We start from the raw sequence: 19528 nt of genomic DNA on the forward strand, positions 1-19528 counted from the left end.
AAAACGTTGTATTTTAACATAAAACGGCTACTTTTATGCTTACCAACTTAATAAAATTCCTGGATCCCAGTGTCTGGGCACTGGGATGACATCCTTTCTAGTGAAGATTGCTCTCAAATCGCAATGTTCGTACAGTTGTGTGTCTGGGCACTGGATGCGTTTGAAGCAACTTATAAGATTTTTGATTATATATCATCAAGTATAGCGTGATTAACTTCGACTTTATACTTTGATTCCAGATAGCTAATTAATTGCTCTTTTAGCGATATCATCACACGTTTTCCGGTGTCAAGCGTGTTTAATTTGCCATTTGATGAATGCATTTCTTTTAGAACACCTATTATAATTTCATTATTGTATTGAATAGGATCTGTCACTGAACCAGTTGTTTTCATATTGAAAATCTCTTCTACAAAAGAAAAGGGGTAGTTTTGTTGATCCACTTTATTGCGGTGCATCTGCTGACCTTTAACTAATTCCACACCTTGAATTTCTTCCAAATCTGTTTTTTCTCTTAGTTGAACTGCAACCTCTTGCCCGAATTTAAACATTCTTTCTTTTATAAACTCACTACGCCAAAGCTCTACCGCTAATGCCTTGCCTTCTTCAAAACTTTGCAATTTGGGTGGAACGATATCGACGATTTTTACACTAACAACAGCGTCCCCAACGCCCTTAAAATAACCTTTCTGATCCTTTTCTCGCGAAAAAATGAAAGAAATCAAATCACCAGAATCTCCTACGTTATTACCGCTTTGATCTTTTCCACTCGCATCTACTGGACCAATAGTTTGTATAGGTAAATTATATTCACTCAATATTTCTTCAATTTCTGAACCATTGTATATCTTATAGTTCACTTGGTTTATGAAATCATTGACTCTTTCAAAAGACTTTTGGTTAGTTAGAACTGACTTTATGTCTTTTTTTAAATCAACTAAGTCTTCATCAGAGATTTGATGCGCACTTTCCACTTTTACTATGTGCCAACCAAAACTGCTTGCTAAAACTTCACTTACTTCACCTACTTTGAGAGCAAATACCTTCTCTCTCACGTCTTCTGGTAAAAAATCCTTAGTTATATTATTTACTCTAGTTTCCTCAAGTTTTGCTTTGCCAAACTCTTCTACTATCTGTTCAAAGCTTGTTTTACCCTCCTCAAATGCTCTTCTTGCTGTCTCAGCTTCTTCTTTGGTAGAAAATATTGCATTGAATATATCTCTTTGATCTTTAAGTTCTTGTTGTTCTATTATACCATCAACTTCTTCATCTGAGATCTTGATTTGATCTTCAAAATACTTTTGGCCTAGGGAAATATATTGCGCAGTTCGATACTCAGGATAATAAAAATGGGATTTATTTCTTTCGTACAAATCAAGTAAGGCTTGATCATCTGGTTCAGGAATGTTTGTAACTGCATCTTCAGTTATTTTAACAATATCAACTACTCTAGTTTGGTAGCGACTTTTGTATATCTGCTCATCAATTTTCTCGCCAAAAGTTACTGGATAATTATCTTTAAATAATGAAGTCATGAACATCATTGCAGGCAGGACTTTCTCTAGCTTTGCTATATACTCTTTCTCTGTCATATGCAGGTCATTTAGCGTTTCATAGAATTTATTTTTGTCAAATTCACCTTTATCATTTTGAAAGTATTTGGTGTTTTTAATATGGTTTTTTATAGATTCTTCTCCAACTGTCAACCCCAGCTCACTAGTTAGGTTAAACAATAGTTTTTGCTCTATAAGTGCGTTAAGCAAATCATATTTCAGCTTTTTTACTTGTTCTCTACTCGCATCAGATCCAGAAATTTGCTTTTCATAATTTTGATATAGTGATTTATACTCATCTGACGTTATAACTTCTTTTCCAACCCTAGCTACCTCTTCTTTTTCATCATCACCTGATAAAAGGTTGCCAATTCCCATGAAGATTAACAAGCAAGCTAAAAGGACAACGGTTACTTTAGTGAAAAAATTTTTAACATTCATTTTAAACCCAGTTAATTAATGATTAATTATAGAATAGTGATAATTTAATGCTTGTAAACCTGTTGCTTTATTAGCTAATATATATAATATTACAATATATTAACTTAAAATTTAACTCTCTAATCTTAAATAGGAACATATGTTTAACTGAGTTATACTATACCTTAGGAAGGGGAAATATTTTGTTTGAAATATGCTTAAAGGTAAGCGCATTTAATTAACTTAAGAGGTGGGAAGTGACAAACAAAAAGTTATTGAATGACAAAATTAATGCTTTTTTAGTTTTAATAGTTTATATTTTAGCTCTGTATAACAGTAAGGGATACTTTAAATGGGAGATGCTTTTTTGATGTCAATGGAATCTTCTAAGGGCAATAACGATAGAAATAAACAGTTTCTAGTGCAAATAGCTGCTTGGTTAGTAGACAACACTGGTTTAACTTTTAATCAAATAGCACAATGTTGCAGATTGGCCCTTGAAGAAGTACAAGACATAGCTGATGAGGAAATAGAAGTAGAAAAATATAACCCTATTATTTCTGGAATAATTACTGAAAAAGAAATTGATGATTGCAAAAAAAATCCAAATCGTGTACCAAATTTGATTATAAAAAATATAAAAAAAAGGAGTAAAGCGATTGGTAGCATTCTTGGCTTTGCCTCTACGGCAAGACGTAGAGATAAACCTGATGCGATTTATTATTTAGTAAAAAAATTTCCTATCTTGGACAATAACGTTATAGCTAAATTAATTAGTACAACAAATTACACAGTTGAGCAGGTAAGAGATGGATCTCATCATAACATGCAAAATATAAAACCCCAAGATCCTGTACTACTCGGCTTATGTAGTCAAGAAAATTTAGAAGCAGAAGTGGAAAAAGCAAAAGTAGAAGAGGAGAAGCAAGAAAGGTTAAAAAAATATAAAGAATAGCTATTGAAAATCCTCAAATTTTTGTGCTTTGTTAACATTAAATTAACTTGACTTGCTAGTGTTTATTAGTATAATGTAAGTAAAGTACGGGGTTTAATGATAATTAAGCTTAATACGCACTGAAACTAACTCAGCCTAATTTATTATCTTATAGTCACATTTTAGGTTAGTAAGCATCAATTAAAATTTTTGGAGGATTATGACAACAATCAATGAAGATGTTTTGGCAAAAGGAAAGGTTACAGCTCAACCTGAAAAAAGTGAGCAAATTTACAATAACGATACAGTAAAACAGATGGTTAATGAAGGTACTGAGAAAAACAGAAAAACATTAGATCTGAGCGAATTAAAAGAGAAAACAGCAGAAGAATTGTTAGAGTTAGCTGAAGAAAGAAAAATTTCAACTAACGGTAAAAGCAATGGTAGAATGCTAAAGCAGGAAATAATATTCAGCTTAATGAAAAAAATGAGTGAAGAAGGAGGCATAACCACAGGGAGTGGAATAGTGGAAATATTGCCTGATGGTTTTGGTTTCTTACGTTCAGCAAGTGCAAATTATGCCCCAAGTACCGATGATGTTTATATTTCTAACGGGCAAATAAAGAAGTTTAATTTACGTACAGGAGATATGGCATATGGAGAAATAAGGCCACCTGGTGATAAAGAGAGATATTTTACTTTAACTAAGGTTCAAAGTATAAACTCTACTGAAGTAAGTGAATTAAGAAAGTACGTCCATTTTGATAATTTGCTTCCTCTTTATCCTGAGGAAAGCATAGTACTTGAGTGTAATAATGGTGATGATAAAAAAGGCTTAAGCATGCGTGCTATAGATATAGTAGCTCCTCTTGGAAAAGGGCAAAGAGCGTTAGTAGTTGCTCCACCTCGCACAGGAAAAACTGTATTGCTTCAGCAAATGGCTAACTCTATAGCTATAAATCACCCTGAAGTAGAATTAATAGTGTTACTTATAGATGAAAGACCTGAAGAAGTAACAGATATGATACGTTCTGTAAAAGGTGAGGTAGTAAGTTCTACGTTCGATGAGCCTGCTTACCGTCACGTACAGCTTGCTGAAATAGTAATAGAAAAAGCTAAAAGAATGGTTGAGCATAAAAAAGATGTGGTAATTCTACTTGACAATATTACTAGACTTGCACGTGCTTATAATGCGGTTATTCCTTCGTCTGGGAAAGTTCTAACTGGTGGTGTAGATTCAAACGCACTGCAGAGACCAAAACGCTTTTTTGGAGCAGCTCGTAATATTGAGAATGGGGGTTCTTTAACTATAATCGCCACAGCTCTTATAGAGACTGGTTCAAAAATGGATGAAGTTATTTTTGAAGAGTTTAAAGGTACAGGAAATGCTGAGATCATACTTGATAGAAAACTTTCTGATAAACGTATATTTCCAGCTATTGATATTACAAAATCCGGAACAAGGAAGGAAGAGCTATTAGTTGATAAGGCTATACTAAATAAAATATGGGTGGTGCGTAGGATACTCAATCCTATGGGACCCGTTGAAGCAATGGAATTTTTACGTGACAAACTACTTTTAACAAAGAGCAATGCTGACTTTTTTAACTCCATGAATCACTAAAAGTAAGCCAGTTATGATGGATATGCTGAGCAAAAAGTAAAACGCTCTTATAGCTAAAATAATTTGGATTTACCAAAATATATTTATAGTTAAGTTGGCAATTTACCTTAAGTTAGCGCGTGACACTGGAATGACACCCTTGGTGGCAGACAGCTAAAGGAAAATATCAACTAGGTTTATAATCTATCACTACCGTGTTTGCAATTTTGTCGTGAAAAGCTTGTTTATGTTCATCACCTACTGCACATACTAAAACTAAGATTAGTATAGCTAAGAATAAAATGGGATTACAAAGTGATATGCAATAAATTATAAAAAGAGCTATAGTCCTTTTCATTGCTTGCATTGTAGTGATTGACTCAAATGTATCTTTGTCTTTTACACGCATGCTAAATAACAAGTGTCCTGGAGTGCCGCCAAATTTTACTAGCATGAATATATGAAATATACATGGTATCATTAAAAATAAAGAAAATACAATCGTGGTGATTACAATTATTGCACCCATGATCCCTTGTATTGCGTGTGTAAGTGAGAAACCCACCGCCATTAAACCAAATGGTATTGCGATAAATAAAATACAATCAACTATAAATGCTAGAGTACGTCTTGTCATCGTTGAGTAGTTTACTTTTTTATCCATGTACTACCTATAAAGAAAAATATCAACTAGATTTATAGTCTATCACTACTGTTTTTGCAATTTTATCGTAAAAAGTCTGTTTGCGTTGATCAAATACTGCAAACAAAAATAAAATTAGCACAATTAAAAGATATAGAAAAGTATAACCATGATAATGCAGATGAAGCAAAAAGCGAAAAATAATCCAGATGCTTCCCTTAGAAATACATCTTATTGTTGCTTGCATTAGGGTAGCATTTGTAAATGTATTAGCATTTTTAATATGCATACCACACAATAGTTTTCCTGGGGTACCACTAAGTTTTGTTATCATTAATATTTTGAATACTGTTAGTACTAATGTTGAGATCGCTATATAAGCTACAAGTGATATTGTTGTTACTAGTTGTTCAATTTCCTGAACAAAATCTTCATCACTTAATAACATAAATACAACATAGATAAAATCAGGAGAAAATATGAGAAAGTCAAGTACTTCTGCCACAATACGCCTTGCAAACCCTACATAATTTACTTTAACATTTATTTCAGTATTCATAACCCCACCTATATTTCATAATATCATCATATAATATAAAAATACGTTATTAAATAACCGTAAATATACTAATTTGGGTAATATTAGCTACTTGTGTCACTCTATTATTTGAATTAACATTAAATCATTTACAGTTAGGGAAGTTATGTCAACACCAATCACAGTTGCATATGGCGACGGTATCGGACCAGAAATTATGGAAGCGGTGCTGTCGATATTGCACGAAGCAGAAGCGAAAATCTCAATAGATATTATTGAAATAGGTGAGCGTGTTTACAGTAAAGAATGGTCTCACGGAATTTCTCCAAGTGGTTGGGAATCAATTGAAAGGACAAAAATATTATTAAAATCTCCGACAACAACTCCTCAAGGTAAAGGCCACAAAAGCTTAAATGTAGCGCTCAGAAAGAACCTAGGGTTATATGCAAATATCAGACCATGCATTTCATATCATCCTGTTATAGAAAATAAATTCGATAAGTTTGATATCGTAGTAATACGTGAAAATGAAGAGGACGTTTACACCGGAATAGAGCACAGGCTCACTGGTGACTCTTACCAATGCACTAAAATTATTACTAGATCCGGCTCAGAAAAAATATGCAGGTACGCTTTTGAATATGCAAAAAAACATAGTAGAAAGAAGGTAACTTGTCTTACTAAAGATAACATAATGAAAATGACTGACGGAACTTTCCATGCGGCGTTTGATCGTATTGCAAAGGAATACCCGGACATAAAGGCAGAACATTATATAGTCGATATTGGGATGGCACGTGTTGCCACAGAACCGGAGAATTTCGATGTTATAGTAACCGAGAACTTATATGGCGATATATTATCGGACATTGTGGCGCAAACCTCTGGATCTGTTGGACTCGCTGGAAGTAGCAATATAGGTAATGAATATGCAATGTTTGAAGCAGTGCACGGTTCTGCTCCTGATATTGCAGGAAAAAACATAGCTAATCCTTCTGGACTTTTGAATGCTGCAGTGCATATGTTGGTCTACATCAGTCAAGTGAGTACTGCAAAACTAATTTACGATGCATGGCTCAAGACTTTGGAGGATGGAATACATACCGCCGATTTATATAAAGAGAAAAAGAGTAAACAGAAAATTGGTACCAAAGAATTTGCAGAAGCCGTTATAGATAATCTAGGAAAAAAACCGAAAACATTATCTGAGCTTACAGTCGGTAGCAGTACAAATAGCAAAATAAGTGAAATACAAAATAGCTATGAACAGGACTATAAAACCAAAAAGCTAGTAGGTAGTGATATAGCGCTTGCTTGGGACAAATCCAGCAACTTTGACCAAATAGTTAGGTTATTTGAATCGAGTAATCTGCAAATGATAGCAATATACTCAAAAGGTCTTGCGATTTGGCCAGGAAACTCAAAACCTTCAAGTGATCAAATAACCTGTAGGTTTATCGCAAATAATGAAAAGCAAGCTATTACAAATAGTGATGTGAATAACTTGCTAATCAAACTTGAAGAACACAATTTTGACGTGGTGAGAATGGACAAATTGTATTTGTATGATGGGAAAGAGGGGTTCTTTGTTTAAATATTTAAAAGAGGTGTGGTAAATGAAATGGACTCAAAAAAAGTAGAACTAATATTTGAAAAGTTTCAACAATCAAATCCTGCGCCAAAAATAGAGCTAAATTATACCAATCATTTTACGTTACTGGTTGCGATAGTTTTATCAGCGCGGACAACTGATGTAAGCGTTAATAAAATTACAAGAGAACTATTTAATATCGCTGATACGCCAGAAAAAATGCTGAGCTTTGGGCAGAGTGAGCTGAAAAAATGCATAAGCAGTATTGGTTTATATAATTCCAAAGCAAAAAATATAATCGGGCTTAGTAAAATATTGGTAGAACGATACAACAGCAAAGTACCTACTAATTTTGATGATTTGGTGTCTTTGCCTGGAGTGGGGAGAAAGAGCGCTAATGTGTTCTTAAATTCGGGGCTTGGCATTCCAACATTGGCAGTTGATACTCACGTTTTTAGAGTGAGCAATAGAATTGGGCTTGTGAAAGAAAAAGATGTGTTTAAAACAGAGCAATCTCTTTTAAATGTGGTTCCCAAAAAATACCTGCTTTATGCTCATCATTGGCTAGTTTTGCATGGTAGATATGTTTGCAAAGCACAGAAACCTTCGTGTGAAACGTGCATAATTCATGATTTATGTGAATTTGAGTGCAAAAGGTATAAAGTCTAGTATTTCTTCTTTTGTCATCCAAGTAGCTATAGAAACGAAAAAACTTACTTGACACATTTTGCTGGAATGATACAAGTTATTATTCAAACAACAGTTATGCAAGAGATCTGATTACATCTAAGCTAACAATGGACCACTAGATATATTACTAACCACGTTGACCTGATTCAATATTTTATTAGTGGGATTGAAATAATTTTCTATAAATTCCTTATATATAGCTGTTAACTTGTGTATATCGTTTACTGATACGCATTCGTTTATCTGATGTGCAGTTTTGTTGATTATACCAAATTCAATCACTGGACAAACATCTTTGATAAACGCAGCGTCAGATGTGCCACCACTTGTGCTAAGTATAGCATCAATGTTGGTAACCTTACTTATTGCATCAAGCATAATATCAGTATTTCTATCGGGAGTAGAGAGGAAAACGTCCCTGCTGCTATGCACAGAAAGTTTATAATCGCTAGTTACACTGGAGCATATTTCATCAATCAGCTTATATAAGCCACCCGGTGTTTGTTCATTGTTATATCGAATGTTAAAACGTGTAGTTGCTGAGCCAGGTATTAGATTGCTAGTATTATTTCCAACATCGATAGTAGTAACTTCGCAATGTGAAGGCTGAAAATATTTATTACCATGATCAAAAGTAGTATTTTTTACCTTACTCAATATCGATATTACCTTATATATTGGATTATCTGCTAGGTCTGGGTAGGCAACGTGCCCTTGTTTTCCATGGCAAATTAATTCAAATGTTACAGAACCTCTTCTGCCTATTTTTATGGTATCACCTAATTTCTCACTACTGGTTGGTTCGCCAACCACACAGAAATCCACCTTTTTTTGCTTACTTTTCATCCATTCCAAAACTGCCTTTGTTCCATATTCTTCCATGCTTTCTTCAGCACTGGTAATCAATGCACTTATCGAACCATTAAATTGAAACTTCTCTGCAATCAAATTTACCATAGCAGCAATAAATGCAGCTACTCCGCTTTTCATATCAGCGGCCCCTCTTCCATATAACATTCCATCCCTCACTTCTGGATTAAATGGATCAAATGCCCAATCTTTTAACTGACCCGGTGGTACAACATCAACATGCCCAGCAAAGCACAAATTTGGTACTCCATTTATATATTTCGCATAAAGATTTTTAACTTTATCACCAAACTCTAAAATTTCACAATCAAAGCCACTTTTCTTGAAGATTGTTGCTATATGCTCTATTGCCCCGCCGTCCCTTGGTGTTATACTCTCAAAAGAGATCAATTTCTTAGTTAGCTCTACAGGGTCAATTTTCATGTCAACCTTAAAATAATTATATTGCTATATTGTAAACACTCTATGCATTATTTAAAACAAATATTACATCAAGCACAACAAACTTTTCTAAGGGAAGTAATAACAGATTACCACCTTGCTGATGATATCTATGAAATATGCACACGACACGGAAATGACATCTTTCTAGTTGCAGATGAAAATACAGCAAAACTTTTAAACAAAAACGTATTTAATAAAATTTCTCATTTAATTATTCCAACCCCACCTGTCATTCCAGTGTCACGCGCTGGGATGACACCAGGTAGAGAAATGATACCAAGCAGAGCTGCCTCTCTTGAAACCGTAAATCTAGTTAGAAACAAAGCAAAAGACAGTGACTTAATAGTTGCATTTGGTAGCGGCACCGTTAACGATATCTGCAAATATGCAAGCTACCTCGAGAAAAAAGATTATATATCCTTCCCAACAGCCGCTTCTATGAATGGATATACATCCGCAAATGCTTCAATATTAGTAAATGGATATAAAAAATCGTTCAAAGCACATCTTCCAAGAGCAGTATATATAGATATAGACATACTTGCCAATGCACCACTGCGTCTCACATTAAGCGGATTTGCAGATTTCATTTGTCGTTCAACAGTTCAGGCTGACTGGCTACTATCTCATTTGTTGCTTGGCACAGAATACAATGAATTACCTTTTACACTTGTTCGCGATTTGGAGCAAATTTTGCTAAGAGAGTATACGGCGCTTACTAAAAGAAGTAGAAAAGTGGTCCTATTACTTATGGAAGTTCTACTAATTTCAGGACTTGGAATGGTAATATCAAAAGGCAGCTATTCTGCAAGCCAAGGAGAGCATATGATAGCTCACGCAATGGAAATGGTAACAAGAGATCATTCCTTACTACATGGCGAAAAAATTGCTGTTACGACGATTACCATGGCTAATTTGCAGGAAAAGATATTATCAATACAAAACCCGATTATCAAACCGACCACTTTAGATGTAAAACATATAACTCAGTGCTTTGATAATATCGAATTTGTAAGAACTTTTGAACAGAAGCAAATTATGCAGCAAAAAATCCAAGAGATTATTTGTAAAGAATGGCATAATATTTCCAGTTTAATTAAGCAAAATTTACTACCTGCAAAACACCTGCAAAAAATATTTGAAGATCTATCAATTCCACACTTACCAGAGCACCTCAGTTGGAATAAAGAACAATATTGTAAAGTGGTCGATCTTGCGTTTACAACAAGAGATAGATTCACCTTTCTTGACTTAGCTAACTGCATAGAAGAAAGTTAAGTTTTGTAGTGAAATTCTGTCATTTAAAGAGATCATAGGCCAAAAGCTAAACCCTTTTCACAATCTCTTATCCATTGTCTCCTCACCTGAGTGGATATACAACTCATTCCAAGTAACTGACACTGGGTTTCACCAATAGCACTGCTTTGCTAAACATAGTTTAGTTCGAGTGGCTGAGGAGGGACTTGAACCCCCGACCAAGAGATTATGATCCTCCTGCTCTACCAACTGAGCTACTCAGCCTAATTAAAAACCTTATTATACACACGATCTATATGTTTCGTATAATACTTCAAATCAAACAAAGATTCAAGTTTTTCCGAGTTAATAACCTTAAGTAAGGGTTTATCTTGTTTCAATTCGGCCAGAAAATCACTGTTGTTTTGTTTCACTTTCATTGCATTGCTCTGAACAATTTTATACGCCTCTTCCCTCGCCAAACCACTATTTACTAACTCAAGCAATACACGCTGTGAGAAAACTAAACCTTTTGAAGAATTTAAGTTCTTTTCAATGTTTTCCTTATTGATCACCAATTTATCTATCAAATCTGTTAATCGCACTAAAGCAAAATCCATTGTTATACAAGCATCAGGAGCAATGCATCTTTCCACAGACGAGTGTGATATATCACGTTCGTGCCACAATGCAACATTTTCTAACGCAGGAAAAACATAACTGCGTATTAAACGTGAGAGTCCAGTCAGATTTTCACTTAAAATAGGATTACATTTGTGTGGCATAGCAGAGCTTCCCTTCTGCCCAGTGGAAAAATGCTCAGAAATTTCGCCGATTTCAGTTCTTTGCAAATGACGAATTTCAACAGCAACATTTTCTATTGAGCTTGCAATCACTCCCAAAACTGAAAAGAACATAGCATGTCTATCACGAGGAATGACTTGAGACGATATGATTTCAGGTATGAGTCCTATTTCTTTCGCTACATATTCTTCAACAAACGGATCAACATTTGCAAAATTGCCTACTGCACCTGATATTTTACAAATTGAGATCTCTTTTTGCGCGCTAATTAATCTCTGATAATTGCGTTTAAATTCAGCATAAAATCTGGCAAATTTTATTCCAAGAGTTGTTGGTTCTGCATGCATTCCGTGACTGCGTCCAACACAAACAATATCTTTATAGTCCTCAGCTTTTTTTTTCAATGCTGCAAGTAAATTTTTTAGATTCTCGAGCAAAATATCACAGGACTCTTTCAGTTGCACCGCAAGGCATGTATCCAAAACATCAGAACTTGTCATTCCATAATGAAGATAACGAACATCAACTCCCGCTTTTTCAGCAACATATGTCAGAAAAGCTATAACATCATGTTTTACAATGGATTCAATTTCGTTGATACATTCAACATCAAATTCAATAGCACCAGAGAGGTTCTCAGCAATATTATTCGGAATCACTCCTAACTTTGCTTGAGCTTCACACGCTAATTTTTCTATTTTAAGCCATATATTAAATTTATTATTTTCCTCCCAAATGGAAGACATTTCTTTTCTGCTATAGCGGGGAATCATTTTTGATTTATTCCAATAATGGTGTCATTCCAGTGCGTGACACTGGAATCCAGATATAAAAGTATTTGCAAATTATTCAATGGACAACGGATTCTAGAAGCATAAAATAATGTCCATGATGAAATAAACTGGATCCCAGTGTCACGCACTGGGATGACATGAGGGGAGCACTGGGATGACACCAGCTTAGCCATGGCAGACATTTCTTTACGACTATAACAAGGGATCATCTTTGATCAGCTATCATCACCATCAGTAGCTTCTTTATTCGCATCTTGCTCTGCCTCTTGTTGCTCAGACTTCTGATTTTGCAATTTTACTTGCCTTAGCTCATTTGCATCTGTTTCGGATTTTACGACGTATATAGTAATTGGTACTACTACTTCACTATGTAATTCTACGTTTACTTGGTATTCACCCAAGTTTTTGATGCTTACTCCACCAAAAGATAAACTACGGTGATCTATCACATGTCCTTCTTGTAGTAAAATTTTCGCAATTTCACGTGTTGTTACAGAACCAAAAATTTTACCATCCTCTGAAGCTTGCTTTATCAATACCACAAACTTATCATGTAGTGACAATGCAAGCTCTTTTGCTACATTTAATCTTTTTATATTCTCTTCTTCCAGTAATAAACGTTGCTCCTCTAGCTTTGTTAAATTTTCCTTGGTAGCTTTCACCGCTTTTCTTTGTGGAAAAAGAAAATTACGTGCATAACCTGGTTTAACTTTGACAACTTCACCAAGCTTACCTAAAGTCCTTATATTTTCCTTTAAAATTATCAACATAAATTACCTAAACTTTTTTAGTACAGTAAGGAATAAGAGCTAAAAAACGTGCCCTTATGATCGCTAAGCGTAACTTCCTTTGTTTTTTTGCACATACGCCTGTTAATCTTCTAGGTAATATCCTACCATAGTCAGAGGTAAACTTGGATAATAAATCTATATTCTTATAATCTATGTCTTCATCTTTAGACGCAGCAAGAGGGCAAACTTTAGAACGCCTAAAGCCAGTCCTATTATTTACAGATACGTAAGAATTATTAAAACTATTTCGTCTTTTCATCATTATGCGCTTTGCTCCTCAATTTGTTTATTCATCATATGAGATTTACCTTCAAAAATTTTATCAACCTGCACAGGAAAGTGGCGAATAACGTTCTCATTAAGTTTCATTCTACGCATAAATTCATCCAGAATGCTTGCAGTAGAACTTATGCACATTATACAATAATGACCGCTCTTCATTTTATTTTTGTGATATGCAAAATCCAAAAGACCCCAATGTTCATACTTGATTAATCCTGATGCTTCAATGTTTTTCAAAAGCATTTCCAACGCTTTGCTCGATTGAGTTGGACCGTTTATTCTAAAATCTTTCAAAATATCTTGAAAAATCTTTATTAGATGTTCTGAAATATTTCTCTTCAAAGCATTTACTGCGTTATGGATAAACGCACTTTTAGTACTGCCTCCTAGAAATTTTGTAAAATCTTGCGTTATTCCTAAATCTTTTAGGTCATCTTTCAACTCTTTATCGATTTTTGACTTCACTTCTTTCAAATTTGAAAGATCTTCTTCCAATTCAACCCATAAAATTTTTGTAAGATCTTCCAAGAAATCAGAGTAAGCAACTAGACCTTCTTTAATGTTTTCAGCACGCACTTCTAACTCTTGTGTTGTAAGCTTGTCATTTCCTTTTTTCAGAATATCCCTGATTTGCTGGAACATAACATCTGCTTTAATATTTTTCAATGAAACAGCTAGCTCTTGGACCATCTCCTCTACTTCTTGCTGTAACAATCCTTGTTGTGCTATAAAAGTAAATTCATAAAGATTCACTATATCTTCCTTTAATACCGATTAAATATTTCATTATATAAAGCTTTTTTATATAAGCAAGTTATTTGTGTTAATTTCTACGCCTTTAATCCAGCTTAAGTTAGATATTTCATACATAACTTGAGGAGCAATTGAGTACGCACCTGGTAATAAGATGCTCACTTTATGTTTTTCGAGAAGAAGTTTTAGCATTATTTTGGTTCTGCCTTCATCTTTCAATATTGCGTTTAATTCCATAGCGGCTTTTTGCGAATCCGTGCACTCAGTGGTGAGAACTAATTCTTTTATTGTAGAAGTGATTCTTTTTGTAAACTCAGATATATCTTTGCCTGCCAATCTTGTTGTATTTTCCGAAGCTTCAAGATCAATTATCACAAATGTTCCTGGTGAAAATAAATCTCTTTTTTCTTCTATTATTTCATTATTATAGAATGCTATTTCAGAAACGTTATGGGGATCAGAAAGTGTGAGGATAACAAACCTTCCACGCTCTGAAGTTCTCATACGTGCATTTAATATTACCCCAGCAGTTTTTGCTGTTCTATTTTCTCCGATAAACCCAATATTTAACTTTTCCAGAAGAGTTCTAAATTTTTCAAGCGGATGATTAGTTAAATAAAATCCTAGTGAAAATAACTCATGTTCTAATTTTTCCTCTTCATCAAAATCTTCCACATTCTCAAGTTTCGGTTTGAGGACATCAAGACTACCAAACAAAGCAGCTTGACTTGATTCTCTATCCTGTTTGTTTTTATTTGCAAAGTAAATCAGCGTGTCCATTGACTCATATAGCTGCTTTCTGTTCTTATGCACGCTATCGAATGCTCCGGATTTAATCAGGCTTTCTAGCGCTCTCTTATTTATTGTATGACCTGAATTTTGAATGAATTCCCATATGTCCTTACAAGCGCTTGAACGTACGTTCACTATTCCTTCCGCTATAGAAAAACCAACATTCCTCAAGGCAGCAATACCATAACGTATGCGTTCATCCTCTATTGAGAATTCAGCTTGAGACTTGTTTATATCAGGTGAAAGAACGGTAACGCCACTAAACTTTGCTGCATGATAAAATAAATTCAGTTTATCTCTATCATCAATATTCAGATTCATTAGTGCTGTAAAAAATTCTAATGGATAATTAGCTTTAAGGTAAGCCGTTTGATAAGATATAACCGCATATGCTGCAGCATGAGATTTATTGAACCCATAACCAGCAAATTTTGCAACAAGGTCAAAGATATAACTTGCCCTGTCATAATCAACGCCATTTTTTGTTGCCCCTTGGACAAAAAGTTCACGTTGTTTATCCATCTCTTCCTTGATTTTCTTACCCATGGCACGTCTCAGCAGATCTGCTTCCGCTAAGCTATACCCGGAAAGAATACGGGCTATTTCCATCACTTGTTCTTGGTAAATTATTACCCCAAATGTCTCTTTTAATACTTCCTCAAGTAACGGATGAATATAATCTGGCTTCTCAAGTCCATGCTTTCTTGCAACGTAAGTTGGAATGTTATCCATAGGTCCTGGACGATAAAGGGAAATTAAAGCGATAATATCCTCAATACAGTCCGGTTTTAGTTTAATTAAAGCTTCTCTCATTCCCGAACTTTCAAGCTGGAACACTCCAATTGAATCACCGCTTGAGAGTATCTCATAGGTTTTTTGGTCATTTAAAGGAACTGAAGAAATATCAATCTTTTTTCCATCACGATTAATTAAACGACATACATGATCTATTAGCGTTAGCGTACCAAGCCCAAGAAAATCAAATTTTATTAGCCCAGCTTTCTCCACATATTTCATGCTGTATTGAGTGATTGGCAAAGCTGAATTTGGATCATAATACACAGGAACAAAATTTTCCAACTTTTGATCACATATTACAATTCCAGCAGCATGAGTTGAAACGTGACGATATATTCCTTCGAGCCTTAGCGATATATCAAGAAGCTTTGCAATTACCTCATCACTATCCCGCTCTTTCTGCAGGTTTTGATCAAACTCTATCGCTTGTGATAAAGTTACAGGATTTACTGGATTAAATGGAACCATTTTAGATATTTTATCCACTTGAGAGTAAGGCATTTGCAATACTCTACCAACATCACGCAATACTGCCCTTGCCTGCAATTTACCAAAAGTGATTATTTGAGCAACATAACCGTACTTTTTCTGAACATAATCAATAACCAGGTCCCTTTTCTCTTGGCAGAAATCGATATCAAAGTCAGGCATCGATACACGATCAGGATTCAAAAATCTTTCAAATATTAGGCCAAACTTTATTGGATCAAGGTCTGTAATCTGCAAGCCCCAAGCAACAATTGATCCAGCACCAGAGCCTCTTCCTGGACCAACTGGAATGCCATTTGCTTTGCTCCAACGAATGAAATCAGAAACTATCAAAAAGTAGCCAGCGTAGTTCATCGAAGTTATCACACTCAGTTCGTAATTCAGCCGATCGTAGTATTGTTTAAGGTCTATGTCTGTCTCATTCGCAATACGGAATTCTAATCCTGCAACTGCCTGCTCCCTCAGTTCTTCATTCTCAGTTTTATTTTCTCGACAAGGAAATTTAGGCAAAATAGGCTGCCTGCTTCTTGGCATGTAAGAGCACCGCTTAGCTATCACTAAAGTGTTATGAATTGCTTCGGGAATGTCGCTGAACAGCTCCTCCATTTCTGCCACAGACTTGAAGTAATGCTCGGTAGTTAACTTCTTTCTGTTATTCTCCAGGGCATAACTCCCCTCCGATATACACGTTAATATATCATAAGCCTCATAGTCAGACCTATTTGGAAAAAACACATCGTTCGTTGCAACTAGTGGTATATTGCGCTGATAAGCAAAATCTATTAAAGTTTCTTCAAGCTCTAGCTCCTTGCTCAGCCCATGACGCTGCAATTCAACATATAAATGACCATTAAATGCTGAAAGCAGTTTTTCAACCGTTTCTTTATCTTGCCCCAACAATAGTTGAGCCAAACATCCACCGGTTAAAGCGATCAGACCCGTACTTAAATTCAATAGCTCATCAAAATCAACGTAAGGAATATCGCTGTTATTCTTGCGCTTTCTAAAAGACTCACTCACCAAAGTGACTAAATTAGTGTACCCTTGCTCATTTTTTGCAAGCAATAATATAGGTAAATTTTGTTCTGAATGTTTAACTATAATATTGCATCCTATTATTAGCTGTATTCCCCTACTCGCCGCATATTCTGAAAACTCGAGCGAGCCAAACAAGTTACCTGAATCAGTAATTGCAACCGCTGGCATTTTATTTCGCAAACAAAGGCCGATCAGCTCCTCAATTTTAACCGAGCTTTCAAGAAGCGAATAAACACTATGAACACGTAAGTGTATGAACATAAGAAACTTTAGATCAACAAAAAAGGATAACATTAATTTACTCATGAGAACATAATTTTCATGAGAACAAAAGCCTATAAAATTCTAAAATTAAAATACAAAAACTTACTTGACAAACTCCGCCAGCTCCCTTATCATGATAGTGAAGCTATTGTATTTGCTTTCGCCAATCTGCAGATTAAAAGGTAAGGATTACTTAATGTATCGGCGTCTTATGTTCAATTTTTTGCAGTATATAGATACTGTATGTCTTTACAAAACTTCATCTACATCTAGATTTTTATCTAAATAAGCTGAACGCGCTTATAAAGCGTTACAAGACATCAAAAAATGCCAATACTCGACAGAGATAGTAAAAGACTAGCTAACTCGGGGATTCTTTGTCTTTTTTTCTGCTTAGTAAATTTCTTAAACATTTGCAGCGTAAGTTAGTTGCAATTAAAAGCGGCTGAATCTCGCTTGTCAAGCGTTTAAAACATAAAAAACGCCAATATTTTAAAGCGGATAATAACCACGGGGCTTCTTTTGCCTTTTTTTTCATTTGGTAAATTTCTTAATGTTTATGGCTAAACGACAACCGTCATCCCGCTGCTTGTTAGCGGGATCTCTTGTTAGCGGCTGAGATACCGCGAATGAATCGCGGTATGACGTAGGGATTGCATTAGCTATAATTCTTTAGTTTTCACTTTTCTTTTAACCTTGCAATGATATTTTCTTTGCCGATAAAAATTAATAATTTAGCGAGCTCTGGTCCTGTTTCTGTTCCTGTTAAAGCTAAGCGCAACTGCATAAATAGGTCTTTTGCCTTTATATCTACTGTGTGCCGAATAGTTGTGACCCACTCTGATAATGTGTTTTCATTATAATCGTCTTGAGGCAATGCATTGAACGCAATTTTTATAAGCTCCTTATCAAAAATCACAGGCTCTATATCAGATTTGCATATTCTCCACCACTTGGCCACCTCAGAAAACCTTTCTATATTGTTCTTTATAAAATACCAAAACTCTGAGGAGTCCACTCCAATTTGATTTAAACGTTCTTGTATAATTTCAAATGGCATTTGTTGCAGCACTTTGCTATTTAGCTTGTATGCTTCACTCAAGCTAAATTGCGTACATGCTGAGCTAAATTTTTTAATGTCAAATGAATCAATCAAAGATTGCATACAGGCGCAAGCTTCAATTGGATTGGATGTTCCAAGCTTCACTAAATAACTAACTAGTGCCATCGGTTCAATTTCACCTTCTTTTATAGATTTAATGTCCAGCACGCCGGTTCGCTTGGATATTTTGCTATCATCAAAATGTAGTAGAGAAAGGTGAGCAAACATAGGAATTTTCGCTTTTAATGCTTTAATCATTTGGATTTGCACTGCGGTATTAGTTACATGATCTTCCCCACGTACAACATGGGTTACATTAAAGTCAACATCATCGATAGCAGAAGGTAACATGTATGTGTACATTCCATCTTCTCTTTTTACCACAGGGTCGCTGATGCTATTGGTTGCAATATTTATTTCGCCTTTAACTTTATCATTCCATTTAACAACTTCATTTCTATCCAACTTAAATCTAAAATGTGGTCTTCTTCCTTCTTGCTCATAACTAATTTTCTCTTGCTCAGTTAGAAGTAACGCGCTTCTGTCATATACAGGGGGAAGTCCTTGTTTTAACTGCAATTTTCGTTTAATGTCTAACTCTTCTCTTGTTTCATAGCATGCATAAATATGCCCTTCTTTTATTAACTGCAAAAACACCTCATTGTAACGCTCAAAGCGCTCTGATTGCTTGAAACTTGCATCCCAATTGATACCAATCCATTTCAAATCTTGTATGATATCATTTATATATTTGACATCTGAACGCTGAAGGTCAGTATCATCAAAACGGAGTAAAAATTTTCCATTTTGATTGCGTGTGTACATCCAACAAACCAAGGCAGTTCGTACGTTTCCTACGTGGAGGTAGCCAGTTGGGCTTGGAGCGAATCTTGTTAGCATTTAAATAGCAATATTGTTTACTCTAATTTATTTTAATTTTATATAAATATATGGCTAGAGCAAGCGAGATCTGCTAATACAATTGAGCAAGAGAAGAATAAGTATGGCTATAGCATTGTGGCACCTTTGATATTTGATGGATTAAGACCATATGATAAATTCAAGAAAATTCACAGCTTGACGACAAAGGCTAATGTAG

At 35.0% G+C, this 19528-nt stretch carries 16 protein-coding genes and 1 tRNA gene; 5 read left to right on the forward strand and 12 right to left on the reverse strand.

Features of this window, described 5'->3' with window-relative positions; translation table 11 throughout:
* Window positions 1-185: 185 nt before the first annotated feature.
* Window positions 186-1994 (reverse strand): peptidylprolyl isomerase, encoded by a 1809-nt coding sequence (locus OPR28_RS05835; RefSeq protein ID WP_182319497.1) that lies wholly within the window; start codon window positions 1992-1994, stop codon window positions 186-188.
* A 331-nt stretch (window positions 1995-2325) separates the two neighbouring features.
* Between OPR28_RS05835 and OPR28_RS05840 the strand changes: the two genes are divergently transcribed.
* Window positions 2326-2928, forward strand: a complete 603-nt coding sequence (locus OPR28_RS05840) for a cell cycle transcriptional regulator TrcR (RefSeq protein ID WP_010082495.1) — start codon at window positions 2326-2328, stop codon at window positions 2926-2928.
* A 199-nt stretch (window positions 2929-3127) separates the two neighbouring features.
* Window positions 3128-4531, forward strand: coding sequence for a transcription termination factor Rho (gene rho / locus OPR28_RS05845; RefSeq protein ID WP_007549497.1), 1404 nt, complete (start codon window positions 3128-3130; stop codon window positions 4529-4531).
* Window positions 4532-4697: 166 nt separating this feature from the next.
* On the opposite strand, the gene OPR28_RS05850 is transcribed toward rho, so the two are convergent.
* A complete protein-coding gene (locus OPR28_RS05850) occupies window positions 4698-5174 on the reverse strand; it encodes an RDD family protein (RefSeq protein ID WP_006279800.1) in 477 nt (158 codons plus the stop codon).
* A 22-nt stretch (window positions 5175-5196) separates the two neighbouring features.
* Window positions 5197-5712, reverse strand: coding sequence for an RDD family protein (locus OPR28_RS05855; RefSeq protein WP_265023681.1), 516 nt, complete (start codon window positions 5710-5712; stop codon window positions 5197-5199).
* Window positions 5713-5857: 145 nt separating this feature from the next.
* Between OPR28_RS05855 and icd the strand changes: the two genes are divergently transcribed.
* Both icd and nth read left to right on the forward strand, forming a co-directional pair.
* Window positions 5858-7285 (forward strand): isocitrate dehydrogenase, encoded by a 1428-nt coding sequence (icd, locus tag OPR28_RS05860; RefSeq protein WP_182320693.1) that lies wholly within the window; start codon window positions 5858-5860, stop codon window positions 7283-7285.
* Between the two features lie 27 nt (window positions 7286-7312).
* Entirely contained in the window at window positions 7313-7951 is a 639-nt protein-coding gene (gene nth, locus OPR28_RS05865) for an endonuclease III (protein ID WP_006279797.1), read from the forward strand.
* A gap of 117 nt (window positions 7952-8068) precedes the next feature.
* Here the strand turns inward: nth and dapE are convergent, their stop codons facing one another.
* Complete coding sequence (dapE, locus tag OPR28_RS05870; protein WP_265023682.1) at window positions 8069-9265, reverse strand: succinyl-diaminopimelate desuccinylase; 1197 nt, start codon at window positions 9263-9265, stop codon at window positions 8069-8071.
* 42 nt (window positions 9266-9307) lie between these two features.
* Between dapE and OPR28_RS05875 the strand changes: the two genes are divergently transcribed.
* Window positions 9308-10564: an iron-containing alcohol dehydrogenase gene (locus tag OPR28_RS05875; protein WP_265023683.1), complete on the forward strand. Its 1257-nt coding sequence runs from the start codon at window positions 9308-9310 to the stop codon at window positions 10562-10564.
* 170 nt (window positions 10565-10734) lie between these two features.
* On the opposite strand, the gene OPR28_RS05880 is transcribed toward OPR28_RS05875, so the two are convergent.
* The 8 genes from OPR28_RS05880 to gltX form a co-directional block, all read right to left on the reverse strand.
* A tRNA-Met gene (locus OPR28_RS05880) sits at window positions 10735-10807 on the reverse strand.
* On the reverse strand, window positions 10807-12099 hold the full coding sequence (gene purB, locus OPR28_RS05885; protein ID WP_038250082.1) for an adenylosuccinate lyase: 1293 nt from the start codon (window positions 12097-12099) through the stop codon (window positions 10807-10809). The genes OPR28_RS05880 and purB overlap by 1 nt, the downstream gene beginning before the upstream one ends.
* Window positions 12096-12293 carry a hypothetical protein gene (locus OPR28_RS05890; protein ID WP_264705406.1) on the reverse strand — a complete coding sequence of 66 codons (198 nt, stop codon included), beginning with the start codon at window positions 12291-12293 and terminating at the stop codon, window positions 12096-12098. The genes purB and OPR28_RS05890 overlap by 4 nt, the downstream gene beginning before the upstream one ends.
* Before the next feature lie 42 nt (window positions 12294-12335).
* Complete coding sequence (rplI, locus tag OPR28_RS05895) at window positions 12336-12890, reverse strand: 50S ribosomal protein L9 (RefSeq protein ID WP_006279792.1); 555 nt, start codon at window positions 12888-12890, stop codon at window positions 12336-12338.
* Between the two features lie 7 nt (window positions 12891-12897).
* On the reverse strand, window positions 12898-13173 hold the full coding sequence (gene rpsR / locus OPR28_RS05900) for a 30S ribosomal protein S18 (protein WP_007548890.1): 276 nt from the start codon (window positions 13171-13173) through the stop codon (window positions 12898-12900).
* The gene (locus OPR28_RS05905) at window positions 13173-13946 is read right to left on the reverse strand and encodes a 30S ribosomal protein S6 (protein WP_265023684.1); all 774 of its coding nucleotides are present in this window, start codon (window positions 13944-13946) and stop codon (window positions 13173-13175) included. Before OPR28_RS05905 ends, rpsR begins: the two co-directional genes overlap by 1 nt.
* Window positions 13947-13994: 48 nt before the next feature.
* Complete coding sequence (gene dnaE / locus OPR28_RS05910; protein WP_265023685.1) at window positions 13995-17324, reverse strand: DNA polymerase III subunit alpha; 3330 nt, start codon at window positions 17322-17324, stop codon at window positions 13995-13997.
* 682 nt (window positions 17325-18006) lie between these two features.
* On the reverse strand, window positions 18007-19329 hold the full coding sequence (gene gltX, locus OPR28_RS05915; RefSeq protein ID WP_265023686.1) for a glutamate--tRNA ligase: 1323 nt from the start codon (window positions 19327-19329) through the stop codon (window positions 18007-18009).
* Window positions 19330-19528 lie beyond the last annotated feature (199 nt).

The organism is Wolbachia endosymbiont (group A) of Epistrophe grossularia (genome assembly GCF_947251435.1).
GTDB classification, from domain to species: Bacteria; Pseudomonadota; Alphaproteobacteria; order Rickettsiales; family Anaplasmataceae; genus Wolbachia; species Wolbachia pipientis.